The 13,307-nt window shown below is 65.7% G+C and carries 10 protein-coding genes; 5 read left to right on the plus strand and 5 right to left on the minus strand.

Annotated features, from left to right (window positions below; translation table 11 throughout):
* The first annotated feature begins 28 nt into the window (after nucleotides 1–28).
* Nucleotides 29–3,646, plus strand: a complete 3,618-nt coding sequence (mfd, locus tag KKR91_RS05095; RefSeq protein WP_210230386.1) for a transcription-repair coupling factor — start codon at nucleotides 29–31, stop codon at nucleotides 3,644–3,646.
* 62 nt (nucleotides 3,647–3,708) lie between these two features.
* Here mfd and KKR91_RS17100 read toward each other — a convergent pair whose 3' ends face one another.
* The 3 genes from KKR91_RS17100 to deoC form a co-directional block, all read right to left on the minus strand.
* Entirely contained in the window at nucleotides 3,709–3,843 is a 135-nt protein-coding gene (locus tag KKR91_RS17100) for a hypothetical protein (RefSeq protein WP_273544463.1), read from the minus strand.
* 127 nt (nucleotides 3,844–3,970) lie between these two features.
* Entirely contained in the window at nucleotides 3,971–4,222 is a 252-nt protein-coding gene (locus KKR91_RS05100) for a hypothetical protein (RefSeq protein WP_210230388.1), read from the minus strand.
* Nucleotides 4,223–4,261: 39 nt separating this feature from the next.
* Nucleotides 4,262–4,936, minus strand: a complete 675-nt coding sequence (gene deoC, locus KKR91_RS05105) for a deoxyribose-phosphate aldolase (protein ID WP_210230390.1) — start codon at nucleotides 4,934–4,936, stop codon at nucleotides 4,262–4,264.
* Nucleotides 4,937–5,439: 503 nt separating this feature from the next.
* Here deoC and KKR91_RS05110 point away from each other — a divergent pair.
* The 3 genes from KKR91_RS05110 (at nucleotide 5,440) to KKR91_RS05120 (ending at nucleotide 8,682) form a co-directional block, all read left to right on the plus strand.
* Nucleotides 5,440–6,459, plus strand: a complete 1,020-nt coding sequence (locus KKR91_RS05110) for a tetratricopeptide repeat protein (protein WP_210230392.1) — start codon at nucleotides 5,440–5,442, stop codon at nucleotides 6,457–6,459.
* Nucleotides 6,460–6,617: 158 nt separating this feature from the next.
* Nucleotides 6,618–7,079, plus strand: a complete 462-nt coding sequence (locus tag KKR91_RS17235; protein WP_475558892.1) for a DUF7793 family protein — start codon at nucleotides 6,618–6,620, stop codon at nucleotides 7,077–7,079.
* The gene (locus KKR91_RS05120; RefSeq protein WP_237687495.1) at nucleotides 7,072–8,682 is read left to right on the plus strand and encodes a putative bifunctional diguanylate cyclase/phosphodiesterase; all 1,611 of its coding nucleotides are present in this window, start codon (nucleotides 7,072–7,074) and stop codon (nucleotides 8,680–8,682) included. The genes KKR91_RS17235 and KKR91_RS05120 overlap by 8 nt, the downstream gene beginning before the upstream one ends.
* Before the next feature lie 80 nt (nucleotides 8,683–8,762).
* On the opposite strand, the gene KKR91_RS05125 is transcribed toward KKR91_RS05120, so the two are convergent.
* Together KKR91_RS05125 and KKR91_RS05130 are read right to left on the minus strand one after the other, a co-directional pair.
* Entirely contained in the window at nucleotides 8,763–10,523 is a 1,761-nt protein-coding gene (locus tag KKR91_RS05125; protein WP_210230396.1) for a phospho-sugar mutase, read from the minus strand.
* Nucleotides 10,524–10,565: 42 nt separating this feature from the next.
* On the minus strand, nucleotides 10,566–11,366 hold the full coding sequence (locus KKR91_RS05130; RefSeq protein ID WP_210230398.1) for a purine-nucleoside phosphorylase: 801 nt from the start codon (nucleotides 11,364–11,366) through the stop codon (nucleotides 10,566–10,568).
* A gap of 104 nt (nucleotides 11,367–11,470) precedes the next feature.
* On the opposite strand from KKR91_RS05130, the gene KKR91_RS05135 reads away from it, so the two are divergent.
* Nucleotides 11,471–12,874, plus strand: a complete 1,404-nt coding sequence (locus KKR91_RS05135; RefSeq protein ID WP_210230399.1) for an NAD(P)H-quinone dehydrogenase — start codon at nucleotides 11,471–11,473, stop codon at nucleotides 12,872–12,874.
* Nucleotides 12,875–13,307: the final 433 nt, after the last annotated feature.

Here is a 13,307-nt window from a genome sequence, read left to right on the forward strand (position 1 = left end):
TGCCTCACCTCAAGGAGAGCCCCTACCGATGAGCCTGAACGGACTGCGCGCCGCACTGGCCGAAGACCCGTCCTACGCACGGGTGCGAACCCTCGCCTCACGGACCCCGGAACGGCGCAGCGAGGACCTGCAGATCGGCGCGCCGCAAGGCATGCGGGCGGCGCTGCTGGCGGAAATGGTGGACGGGCTCGCCGCAGCGGCCGACGACGCCGGCACCGGCAGCGCTGCCACGGCACCTCCGGTGGTGCTCGCGGTGACCGCGACCGGCCGCGAGGCGGAGGACCTGGCCGCGGCGCTGCGGTCCTACCTGCCGCTGGCCGGCATCGAGGAGTTCCCCTCCTGGGAGACCCTGCCGCATGAACGGCTCTCGCCACGCTCGGACACCGTGGGCCGGCGGCTCTCGGTCCTGCGCCGGCTGGCCCACCCCGAGGGGCACCCGATCTCCGTGATCGTGGCCCCGGTCCGCGCCGTCGTCCAGCCCCTGGTGGCCGGGCTCGGCGACCTGCAGCCGGTGGCCCTGAAGGTGGGGGAGGAGCGGGCGTTCGACGCCGTCGTCAAGCAGCTCTCCGAAGCCGCCTACGCGCGGGTGGACATGGTCTCGCACCGCGGCGAGTTCGCGGTGCGCGGCGGCATCCTCGACGTTTTCCCGCCGACCGAGGACCATCCGATCCGGATCGACTTCTTCGGCGACGAGGTGGACTCCATGCGCTGGTTCGCCGTCGCCGACCAGCGCACCCTGACCGGGCCGCACATCACCCACCCGACCGAGCTGTACGCTCCGCCGTGCCGGGAAATCCTCATCACCCCCTCGGTGATGAGCCGCGCCGCGAAGCTGCAGGGCCAGATGCCGGCCGCCGCTGACATGCTGGAGAAGATCGCCGGCGGCATCGCCGTCGACGGCATGGAATCCCTGGCCCCGGTGCTGGTGGACGAAATGGTGCCGTTGATGGCGCAGCTGCCCGCCGGATCGCTCTCCGTGGTGATCGAACCGGAGAAGGTCCGCGCCCGCGCGCACGACCTTGCCGCCACGAATGAGGAATTCCTCGCCGCCGCCTGGGCCACGGCGTCCGACGGCGGTGCGGCGCCGCTGGACCTGTCCGCCGGCATCAGCGCGGACCTGGAGGCGGCCAGCTTCCGGTCGCTGGCTGACACCCGCTCCGCGGCGCTCGCCAACTCGGTGGGCTGGTGGTCGATCACCTCGTTCAACCCGGACGACGAAACCGTGCTGGACATCGACACCCTGACCATCAACGCGCGCGAACCCCGCGGCTACCAGGGCGACGTGGCGGAGATGATGGAGTTCATCGGCGCCCGGGTGCGCGACGCCTGGCGCGTCGTCGTCGTCACCGAAGGTCCCGGTCCGGCATCGCGGCTGGCGGAGCTGTTCAAGGACAACGACATTCCGGCCTCGCTCACCGAATCGGTGGACACCGAGCCGGCGCCGGGGATCATCTCGATCACCACCGCCAGCGCCGGCCGCGGCTACGTTTTTGACGGGCTGAAGACCGGCCTGCTCACCGAGGCGGACCTGCTCGGCCGGGCCAGCGCCTACTCCACCCGCGACATGCGCAAGATGCCCTCCAAACGGCGCAACGCCGTCGACCCCCTCCAGCTGCACGAAGGCGACTTTGTTGTCCACGAGCAGCACGGTGTCGGCAAGTTCGTGGAGCTGATCCAGCGGGCCACCGGCGCCGGGCAGAACAAGACCGTACGCGAGTACATGGTGCTGGAATATGCGCCGGCCAAGCGCGGCGCCCCCGGTGACCGGCTCTTCGTGCCCACCGACCAGCTGGACCAGATCACCCGCTACGTGGGCGGGGAGACCCCGGTGCTCTCCAAAATGGGCGGCTCGGACTGGGCGAAGACCAAGTCCCGGGCGCGCAAGGCGGTCAAGGAGATCGCCGGCGAGCTGATCCGCCTCTACTCGGCCCGGATGGCCTCCAAGGGGCACGCCTTTGCGAAGGACACGCCCTGGCAGCGCGAGCTGGAGGAGGCGTTCCCGTATGTGGAGACCCCCGACCAGCTGACCACCATCAACGAGGTCAAGGCCGATATGGAGAAGGAAGTCCCGATGGACCGCCTGGTCTCCGGCGACGTCGGCTACGGCAAGACCGAGATCGCGGTGCGCGCCGCGTTCAAGGCGGTGCAGGACGGCAAGCAGGTGGCGGTGCTGGTACCCACCACACTGCTGGCCCAGCAGCACATGGAGACCTTCGGCGAACGCTTCTCCGGCTTCCCGGTCCGGGTGGAATCGCTGTCCCGGTTCCAGACCTCCAAACAGGCCAAGGAAACCATCGAGGGCGTGAAGAACGGGTCCGTGGACGTGGTGATCGGCACGCACCGGCTGCTCTCGCAGGAGGTCCAGTTCAAGGACCTGGGCCTGGTGATCGTGGATGAGGAGCAGCGCTTCGGTGTGGAGCACAAGGAAGCGCTGAAGAAGATGCGCACCAACGTGGACGTCCTGGCGATGAGTGCGACGCCGATTCCGCGCACCCTGGAGATGTCGCTGACCGGGATCCGGGAAACCTCCACCCTGGCCACCCCGCCGGAGGAACGGCATCCGGTGCTGACCTACGTGGGTCCGTACACCGACCGGCAGGCCTCCGCCGCGATCCGCCGCGAGCTGATGCGCGAAGGCCAGGTGTTCTTTGTGCACAACCGGGTCTCCTCGATCGACCGCACCGCCGCGCACCTGGCGGAGCTGGTGCCGGAGGCACGGATCGCCGTGGCGCACGGGCAGATGAGTGAATCCAAGCTCGAGCAGATCATCGTGGACTTCTGGGAGAAGCGCTTCGACGTGCTGGTCTGCACCACCATCATCGAAACCGGCCTGGACATCTCCAACGCCAACACGCTGATCGTGGACCGGGCCGACCACTTTGGCCTGTCCCAGCTGCACCAGCTGCGCGGGCGTGTGGGCCGCGGCCGGGAACGGGCCTACGCATACTTCCTCTATCCCTCCGAAAAGCCGCTGGGCGAGGTGGCGCTGGAACGGCTCAAGGCCGTGGCCACGCACAACGAGCTCGGGGCGGGCATGCAGCTGGCGATGAAGGACCTGGAGATCCGCGGGGCCGGCAACCTGCTCGGCGGGGAACAGTCCGGGCACATCGCCGGGGTGGGCTTTGACCTGTACATCCGGCTGGTGGGCGAGGCGGTCGCGGATTACCGCGGCGAGGCCGAGGAGAAGGCCGCGGAGATGAAGATCGAGCTGCCGGTGAACGCGCACCTGCCGCACGACTACGTGCCGGGGGAGCGGCTGCGCCTCGAGGCCTACCGCAAGCTCGCCTCCGCCGTGACGTACGAGGCGATCGACGAGGTGCTGGCCGAACTTGTGGACCGCTACGGCGAGCCGCCGCTGGCCGTGCAGAACCTGATCTCGGTGGCCCGGTTCCGGGTCGGGGCGCGCGAGGCAGGGCTGACCGACGTCGCACTGCAGGGGAACTTCATCAAGTTTGCTCCGGCGGACCTGCCCGAATCGCGCACCATGCGGCTGCAGCGGATGTATCCGGGAGCGCAGATCAAGCCGGCTCTGAACGCTGTGCTGGTGCCCAAGCCGAAGACCGCCCGGATTGGCGGCCGGGACCTGGTCGACGCCGAGATCCTGGCTTGGGCGCAGCAGGTTGTGGACGCGGTGTTCAAGGAGTAGCGGGGTGCCCTGCGCGGGAGCGGTCCTGCACAGGGTGGCGGGGTCGCCGCTGACTGGGGACTCTAAGTGATCGCGATGATGAAGACCACCACGCAGGTCAGGGCGGTTGCGATGACAATGCCATAGCCGAATCTGCTGATGCGCTGTTGGCGGGCCCGGTCCCGGCGCCATTCCCGGCGCGTCATTGTGGTGGTCATCGCTCGAATATAGGCGGGTGCGGCAGGGAAGCCTGAGAGTAGCGGATACCTGCCTCGCGGCGAAAACTACTCGTTAAACCACTTGTGCACGCAACCTTGGTGGTTGCGTGCACAAGGAAAAGCGTCGTTACTCGCCGGAAACCCGGCCCTCGGCCAGAACTGCGGCACTGTCCGAGCGTCCCATCATGAACGGGACCAGGTACGCGAAGGTTGCCAGCGCAAGGCAGATCACCATCGGCCAGATGTTGTCCAGGGTCAGCCAGGTCAGGGAGTAGAGCCCGACCATAAAGATGGCCAAAAAGATGACAAAAGTGACGAGGTTGCTGACCAGGTGCCCTTCACCCGAGTGCGTGGGCTGCTTGGACCGTGTTCCTGCCATGGTTTTCTCCGTTTCAAAAAAGTTTCAGTAGCCGGCGGATTAGTAATCCGACTCGGCGTTCCCACCCTTAACAATAGCGATACCGGAGCTCGCCCCGATACGCGTGGCGCCGGCGTCGATCATTGCCTGGGCGTCTTCCCGGGATCGGACCCCGCCTGAGGCCTTCACACCGAGGTCGGGTCCGACCGTGCGGCGCATGAGCGCGATGTCCTCGACCGTGGCTCCGCCGCCGTTGAATCCGGTGGAGGTTTTCACGAAATCGGCGCCGGCTTCCACTGCGGCCTGGCAGGCCAGGACCTTCTGCTCGTCGTTCAGCATGGACGTTTCGATGATGACTTTGAGGATGCCTCCACCGGTGTGGACCTCGTCGGCGACGGCGGCGATGTCACGGACCAGGGCGTCGCGGTCTTCACGCCGGGCTGCTGCAATGTCGATGACCATGTCGATCTCATCCGCGCCGTCCTGGAGTGCGCCGCGGGCTTCGAAGACCTTTACCTCGGTGGTGGTGGCTCCGAGCGGGAAACCGATGACCGAGCAGGTCAGCACGCCGCTGCCTTTGAGCGCATTGCGCACGGTGCCGACCCAGAGGGGGTTCACGCAGACTGATTTGAAGCCGTACTCGGCTGCTTCGGCGCAGACTTTCAGGATGTCTTCGCGGCTGGCCTCGGGCTTGAGGAGTGTGTGGTCGATGTAGGACGCAATGGCGGTAGGCATGCCCACTATCTTGCCATAGCCGGGGTGCCCGGTTTGGAATCCTAATGGCAGGGAAGGTAAGTAGCCTCTATAGTTTTTTCTTGGACACAAATATGGCCGGGTAGGAATGCTGGTGTTTCCTATCCCGGCCATAGGCACAACTCATTAACGAATGTTGGGCCAGATGCTCTGTATAACCGACGAGCCTGAGGGCCCAAAGGAAGCTGCTGCGGGGGCAGCGGCGCCTACGAGGCTCAGTGCTGCTGCGAGTAGAAGAGTAGTTCCTAGCTTCTTCACGGTGGTTCTCCCTGATTAGCGATCGAATGAAACGACGAGCAGTCTGAGCATAGTGATAAACACCGCTGCACTCCAGCGGTGTCGTGATATTTTTCAAACTGGTCGGAAATAGGGTCATATAAAGTCTGTGACTCACGGAACGTAGTTCACCTGCCCCATTCGGGTAGTGTGTGAGCTAAATCTGCATTGCTGCTGAGCCAGAGAGGGGTGACGCCTTGGGAGACCCCTTGGATTACATGATCAGCGAGTATAGGGCGCGTAGATCTTGGGAGCGCCGCGAATATCAGCAAGCGCTCGAGGAAGCGAGTCGGGCAGCTGGGCAAGCCAACGCTGCAGGCGAGAGGAATGCCTACTGGCGCATGTCCTTACTGGTTGCTGAATGCCAGCAGGAGCTGGGTATGACGTGTGAGTTTGCCGAAAGTGCAAAGCAGCTGGCCGAAGATTCGTCGATCAACAATGATCCGGTCATGCAGGCCAGAGCGCTTACGGTTCATGCCCGTGCCCTCCACAATCTCGGGAAAAGTGCCGAGGCGCTGACAGTGGCTCAACAGGCAGCCGCCATGGATGTGCCGGATGATGACTCCCATATGGGCAGGTTCGACATCCAGCACGCACTAATTGCCTCGCTGGCCGAGAGCGGTCAACTCGAGGACGCATGGTCCGAGGCTGAGGATATGCTGGCTCAAATCAAGCCCGGCATCGACCCTCAGACTGCTGGCCAGGCGTACTGGGCCGTCGGAAATGTTGCCTTCCTTATGGGGAAGCCTGAGGAGGGTCGGCAATATCACGAACTCGCAGCGGATCGGTTATCCCCAAGCAACGACGTCAACCTATGGGCTCTCTTCAACAAGGCATCAGCGATAGTCCGCCTGGAATCAAACATTCTGGATGCATCCACCTTGGAGTGCATTGAGCGAGCCGAGCTAGCTATCTCTGTGACCGGCGGCAGTCCAGCTGATGAACTCGAGATCTGTCTGGTTCGCGCTCACTGGCTCCTCCTTACGGGAGAAGCGGTGGAATCAGCACGCAGACTTGAAAAGATTCTTTCTGAGCGGGATCTCCTGCCCAGACACTTGTTGGCCGAGGTCGAACACATATATTCCCTGGCGCTTTCTGAGCTAGGCCGGTATTCCGAAGCCTTGCGTGCGGCTCGGTCCAGCGAAGAGACATTCATGATGCTTGGTGCTTCGAGGAAAGCGGACAGAGCCCGGGAAAACATGGACATTATTGAAGCCGAGATCGGATAATTCGATGATCTGGCACGAATGGAAGTCTCAGAGTTTGTCCGTGGTCGGTAGCACCCGCAAGGGAAAACTGCACGGGTCTGGGATAAGGGTTCACACGCTGGTTACGCCGCTCGCATTCGGTTTGTATCATTCGCGAGCGCAGAGCTTCTGGGGGAAGCATGGCACAACAAAGTTCGATTGAGATCCCGATCCAAAGGGACCGGGATGCGGGGCATCCATCTGACCGGACCGGCAAGCCTGATGTAACGTGCCGAGCCGTTGCGCAGCCGCAGGTCGGTCTCGCCCCGGAGGGCCATATTTTCCTAATCCTTCCTCCCGAAGAAGTTGTCACCGGCACCATGGCAGCTGCTGCTGCCATGGAGGTCGAACGACTGGCCGGAAGCCGGAAACTGCCGATGCTCCTGGTCCTGAGCGGAGTGGAAACGCTGACACGGGGAGCCAGGACCGTTTTCAGCAATGCCCATTCGCTGCAGGCCGTGGCCGTGCTCGGGGTCTCCCCGGTGGATCGGGTCATCGCCAATTTCCTCCTCGGGGGAGCGGAGCAACCCTGCCCCACGCGCTACTTCTCCACCGAGTCGGAGGCGCTGGCCTGGCTGAAGCGCAAGGCCACCGTTGCCTGACGCAGCTGCCCCCGCCGACACCGGCCAGGACCGGAGCCCCAACACCGTGACCGGCGGGACAACCCCCGAGGATGCCTTTCCCGAGGATGACCGGCTCAGCCAGGTCGTGGAGGGCATTATCCGTATTGCCTCGGGGAAGCTGGACACCCATATTCCTGTCTCCAAGGCCCGCGACCAGGTGGACGCGGTAATCACAGGCATCAACCTGCTCGCCGGTGAACTGAACGAGGTCTACGCCGACTTTGAGGAGCGGGTGGAGACCCGCACCCGTGAGCTGAGCGAGGCGCACGAGCAGATGCAGCAGATGGCGATGACGGACCCGCTGACCGGCGTCTGCAACAGGCCCGCGTTGCTGCAGGCGCTGGACGGCGCCGTCAGCTCCCGGCTGGACGGTGAGCCGGGTCCGGCCGTGTTGATGATGGACCTGGACGGCTTTAAGGACATTAACGACAGCTACGGGCACCGGGTCGGTGACCTGGTGCTGATTGAGATTGCCGCCCGGCTGGCCGGGGCGGCGGGGGATGGCAGCGTCGTCGCGCGCCTTGGTGGTGACGAGTTCGCCGTGCTCCTGCCAATCTCCACCTCGCGCCAGTCCCAAACCGCTGCCATGCACCTCATGGAAACGCTGAAGCAGCGTATCCGGCTGGATGATTTGGAGGTCTGGCCCAGGGCCAGCATCGGGATCCATCTGGCCGCCCCGAAGGAAAGCGCCAGCGATATTCTGCTGCGTGCCGACACCGCAATGTATGTTGCCAAGGATGATGCGCAGCACAGGATCAAGACATTTGAGCCGGTGATGCTCTACAAACGGCAGCTGCGGCGGGAGATGGCCGCCGAACTGCGCCAGGCCGTGGCCCAGAACCAGTTGCTGCTGGAATACCAGCCGGTGGTTGAGCTGGCCACCGGGCACCTGCAGGGCGTGGAGGCACTGGTCCGGTGGAACCATCCCACGCGTGGCCTGCTGAAACCCGATGCCTTCATTCCGTTGGCGGAGGAAACCGGCCTGATTGAGGAGATCAGCCGCTGGGTGCTGCGGGCTGCCCTGGACCAGCTGGCCTGCTGGCGGCTCCTGCCGGCCCAGCCGGAGCAGTTGAAGCTGCAGATCAACCTCGCTGCGGCCGAGCTCCAGAGCATGGATCTGGTGGATTACGTACGCCGGACCCTGCGCGACAGCGGGATCCCCGCGGCCTCGCTGGTCCTGGAGATCACGGAAACGGCATTTGTCACCGGGGGAGAGGTGGAAACCTACTCACTCAAATCCCTTCAGGCGCTCGGCGTCGGGCTGGAAATCGATGACTTCGGCACGGGCTATTCCTCCATTAGCTACCTGCGCCGCCTGCCCGTGGACACGGTGAAAGTGGACAGGTCACTCATCGCTGACATTGACGACGACGACGGCCAGCTGCGGTTCGTGGAAGCGGTGCACCGCCTGATCCACGCCGCCGGCATGGAAGCGGTGTTCGAAGGCATCGAGACCGCGGAACAGGCCTGGCAGCTGCGGAAAATGGGCTGCTGCAGCGGCCAGGGCTACTATTTCAGCCGGCCGATTACGGCCGCCCAGGTCACCGCCCTGCTCGAAGAGGGCCGTCCGCTGCCCGCCTAGTAGTCGGGGCCGGTCCGGCGCGACCGCTAGACGCGCCGGGGCGCCAGACGCCGGGCCGTTGCCGACCCGGCGCCGTCAGGCTACAAGCCCAGCGCCGCCCGGACGTCGTCGAGCACGCTGTCCAGCCGTGCACGTCCCTGCCGGCGGGCGGCCGGAAGGTCCTCGGCCGAGGACACCGGAACAATGACCTCGAGGTAGCACTTGAGCTTCGGCTCCGTCCCCGAGGGGCGGATGATGACCCGGGTATTGTCCCGCGTCAGGTACTTCAGCCCGTCGGTGGGCGGCAGGTCCTCGCTGCCCAGGGACAGGTCAACCGCGGTGTCCACGGCCGATCCGCCGAAGGCCTCCGGCGGAGTTGCCCGCAACCGCGCCATCATCTCGCCCAGCAGGTCGAGGTTGTCCACCCGGACCGAGAGCTGGTCCGTCAGGTGCAGGCCGTGCTGCACCGCCAGGTCGTCGAGTTCATCGAAGAGCGTGCGGCCCTTGGCCTTCAGTGCTGCAGCCATCTCGGCCAGCAGCAGGCCGGCGGAAATCCCGTCCTTGTCGCGGACCATGCCCGGAGCCACGCAGTAGCCCAGGGCTTCCTCGTAGCCGAAGGTCAGGTGCGGCACCCGGGAAATCCACTTGAAGCCGGTCAGGGTTTCCATGTGGGCGAAGCCGGCGGCGTCCGCGACCCGGGCCAGGAGACGTGAGGAAACGATCGAGTTGGCGTACACGACGCCGGCCTTGGTCTTCTCGCCGCGGACCTTCCAGTGACCGGAGGCGATCCGGCGGGACAAGTGCCGGCCCAGCAGGGCACCGACTTCATCTCCGCGCAGCATCCGCCACTCGCCGTTGGCCGGGTCCTTCGCGGCAACGGCAACACGGTCGGCGTCGGGATCGTTGGCAATGACCAGGTCGGCATTGTGCTCGACGGCGGTTTCCAGCGCCAGGTCCAGCGCGCCGGGCTCCTCCGGATTGGGGAAGGCGACGGTGGGGAAGTCCGGATCCGGCTTCGCCTGGGCCGCCACCGGAACCACCTTGCGGAAACCGGCATCCCTGAGGACCGAGAGCATGGTTTCCCCGCCCACCCCGTGCAGCGAGGTCAGGACAATCTTCAGGTCCCGCTCCGGATACCGGTCGCGGGCCACGAGCCGGTCGACGGCGCTGATGTAGTCAGCGACGATCGACTCGGACACATCGGTCCAGCCCTCCGGCGCGGTATGAATGTTCTCCAGCGGCACCGTGTAGTCGATGCGTGCGGCGATCTCGGCGTCGTACGGGGCGACGATCTGGGCGCCCTTGCCCGGACCCTTTACGGTCCGCCCGCCGAGGTAGACCTTGTAGCCGTTGTCGGCGGCCGGGTTGTGGCTGGCGGTGACCATGACGCCGGCGTCGGTGTCCAGGGCCCGCACTGCGTAGGCGAGCACCGGCGTCGGGAGTGTGCAGGGGAGCAGGAAGGTTTCGATGCCCGCGGCACTGAAGACTGCGGCGGTTTCCAGCGCGAAGGCACGGGAATTGTGCCGGGCGTCGTAACCGATCACGGCGCTGGGTGTGTACTTGTCCCCGGCCGAGTCCTGCAGGAAGGAGGCGATTCCGGCCGCGGTGCGGCGCACCACCACCCGGTTCATCCTCCGGGGTCCGGCGCCCAATGCGGCCCGCAGGCCGGCCGTGCCGAATTCCAGTTCACCGGCAAAGCGGTCTGCCAGCTCGGCGGCTGCTGCGGTCGCAGCCGCTCCGGGCGTGGACAGCTGGGCGAGCAGCGCCCGCAGCTCGGCCGCGGTCGCGGCATCGGGATCCTCGTCGGCCCAGGTCTGGGCGGCGGTCACCAGCTCGGTGAGCTCAGTGGGGTTCAGCGTCATGGGATTACCTACGGATCTGGGATGGGTGGGGAGCGGCAGCGGTTAGAGCTTGCCGATGATGTCGGCCAGCAGCCGGGAAATCCGGGGGCCTGCAGCGGCGCCGGATTCCAGCACCTCGGCGTGGCTCAGCGGCTCGGCGCTGATGCCGGCGGCCAGATTGGTCACCAGCGAGATGCCGAAGACCTCCATGCCGGCGTGGCGGGCCGCAATGGCTTCCAGTGCGGTGGACATGCCGACCAGGTCGGCGCCGATGGTCTTGGCGTAGCGGACCTCGGCCGGGGTTTCGTAATGCGGGCCGGTGAACTGCGCGTACACGCCTTCATCCAGGGTGGGGTCCACGGTGCGGGCCAGCTCGCGCAGCCGGGTGGAGTAGAGGTCGGTGAGGTCCACGAACGTGGCGCCCTCCAGCGGCGACGCGGCCGTGAGGTTCAGGTGGTCGCTGATCAGCACCGGCGTGCCGGGCTTCCAGTCCGGGTTCAGGCCGCCGCAGCCGTTGGTGAGGACCATGACCTTGGCTCCGGCAGCCGCTGCGGTGCGCACCCCGTGGACGACGGCGCGGACGCCCTTGCCCTCGTAGTAGTGCGTGCGGGCGCCCAGTACCAGGGCGCGCTTGCCCGAGGGCGTCAGGACGGAGCGGATGGTGCCCACATGGCCCTGAACGGCCGGGGCGGAGAAACCGGGGATGTCGCTGGCATTTAGTGTGGCGGTGGTCTCGCCGATCAGGTCGGCGGCCTCACCCCAGCCGCTGCCGAGAACGAGGGCAATGTCATGGGCGGGCACACCGGTTTTCTCGGCAATGTACTTGGCGGCCTGCTGGGCGAGGTCAAAAGGATCGTTATTCACTGGTCCAACCTACCGCGAGATCCCTCACACTGCAGGTTCAGCCGGGCTGCGGGGCTGCGGCCGCCGTTTGAGGAGCGGGCAGGGATGGGACAGAATGGACAACTGTGACGACCCAACTAGATTTCACTGCCCGCAAGATCGCAATCCTCGGCGGCGGCCCCGGCGGTTATGAAGCTGCCATGGTGGCTGCATCCCTCGGAGCCGACGTAACCATCGTTGAGCGGGACGGGTTGGGCGGATCGGCCGTACTGACCGACGTCGTGCCCTCCAAAACCCTGATCGCCACCGCCGACGTGATGACCCGCTTTGCCTCCGCCTCCTCCCTCGGCGTGGATTTCCGCGACAACGGGCAGCCTGCCGTGGCCGACCTGAAGATGGTCAACAACCGCCTCCTGGCCCTGGCCAAGGAACAGTCCAACGACATTCGCCGGACCCTGGAACGCGTGGGCGTGAAGGTGAAGATCGGCCAGGGCCGGCTGTTGGACAACAAGACCATTGAGGTCGTCACCGACAACGGCACCGAAACCATCGAAGCCGAGGCCCTCCTGATCTCCGTCGGTGCCAGCCCGCGCGAGCTGGAATCCTCGATGCCCGACGGCGAACGCATCTTCACCTGGAAGCAGATCTACAACCTGACCGAGGTCCCCGAACACCTCATCGTCATCGGCTCCGGTGTCACCGGCGCCGAATTCGCCTCCGCCTACAACGGCCTGGGCACCAAGGTCACGCTGATCTCCAGCCGCGACCGGGTGCTGCCCGGCGAAGACGCCGACGCCGCCGTCGTGCTCGAAGACGTCTTCCAGGCCCGCGGCATGACCGTGCTGAACCGCTCGCGCGCCGAAACCGTGAAGAACACCGGCGACGGCGTTGTGGTGACGCTTGAGGACGGCCGGGTTGTCGAGGGAAGCCACTGCCTCGTGGCCGTGGGAGCCATTCCGAACACCGCCAACATCGGTTTGGAAGAAGCCGGCGTGACGCTTGATGAGCGCGGACAGATCAAGGTCGACGGCGTCTCCCGCACCACCGCCTCGAATGTCTACGCCGCGGGCGACTGCACCGGCGTGTTCAACCTGGCCTCGGTGGCCGCCATGCAGGGCCGGATCGCGATCGCGCACCTGATGGGCGACGGCGTGAAGCCGCTCAAGCTCAAGAACGTCGCCTCGAACATCTTCACCTCGCCGGAAATCGCCTCCGTTGGCGTCTCCGAGCAGGACATCGCCGAGGGCCGCTACCAGGGCGACGTCATCAAGCTCTCGCTGCATACCAACGCCCGGGCCAAGATGATGGAGGTCAAGGAGGGCTTCGTGAAGATCATTTCGCGCAAGGGCTCCGGCACCGTGATCGGCGGCGTCGTGGTGGGGCCGCGCGCCTCCGAGTTGATCTTCCCGATCGCCATTGCCGTGACGCAGAAGCTGCACGTTGATGACCTGGCCAACACCTTCACGGTGTACCCGTCGCTGACCGGCTCGATTTCCGAGGCGGCCCGCCGGCTGCACGTGCACATGTAGGTTTCTTCGCTTTGCTGGCCCGCATCCGGGCCGGACCGCCGCTATTGGCGCTGTCCGCTCCGGGTGCGGGCTTTTTTGCGCCCCGTTCCCCTTTCGAATGTTGGGCCCGTGCCCGAACGGTCCGCCCGTCCAACGCTCGGCGCCCGGACGGGCCTGCAGAGCTGCACTCTCGATGCCGGTGGCCGACGAATACCCGCCAGAGCTGCACTCTCGATGCCGGTGGCCCGCCAGTGTGCAGTTATGGCGGGTTCCAGCCGAAGAGCTGATTCGAGAGCGCAGGTATGGCGGGCAATCTCGTGATTATCCCTGCAGAACTGCACTCTCGGCGTGTGGCACCGTCGGATACCCGCCAGAGCTGCACTCTCGGCGTGTGGCACCGCCGGATACCCGCTAGAGCTGCATTCTCGGCGTGTGGCACCGTCGGATACCCGCC

The sequence above is a fragment of the Arthrobacter jiangjiafuii genome (assembly GCF_018622995.1).
GTDB classification, from domain to species: domain Bacteria; phylum Actinomycetota; class Actinomycetes; order Actinomycetales; family Micrococcaceae; genus Arthrobacter_B; species Arthrobacter_B jiangjiafuii.

Bases quoted from the DNA above. Each gene is read 5' to 3' on its own strand.
- deoC (WP_210230390.1), bottom strand. From the start codon at position 4,936: ATGCCTACCGCCATTGCGTCCTACATCGACCACACACTCCTCAAGCCC.
- KKR91_RS05100 (WP_210230388.1), bottom strand. From the start codon at position 4,222: ATGGCAGGAACACGGTCCAAGCAGCCCACGCACTCGGGTGAAGGGCAC.
- KKR91_RS17100 (WP_273544463.1), bottom strand. From the start codon at position 3,843: ATGACCACCACAATGACGCGCCGGGAATGGCGCCGGGACCGGGCCCGC.
- KKR91_RS17235 (WP_475558892.1), top strand. From the start codon at position 6,618: ATGGCACAACAAAGTTCGATTGAGATCCCGATCCAAAGGGACCGGGAT.
- mfd (WP_210230386.1), top strand. From the start codon at position 29: ATGAGCCTGAACGGACTGCGCGCCGCACTGGCCGAAGACCCGTCCTAC.
- KKR91_RS05125 (WP_210230396.1), bottom strand. From the start codon at position 10,523: ATGACGCTGAACCCCACTGAGCTCACCGAGCTGGTGACCGCCGCCCAG.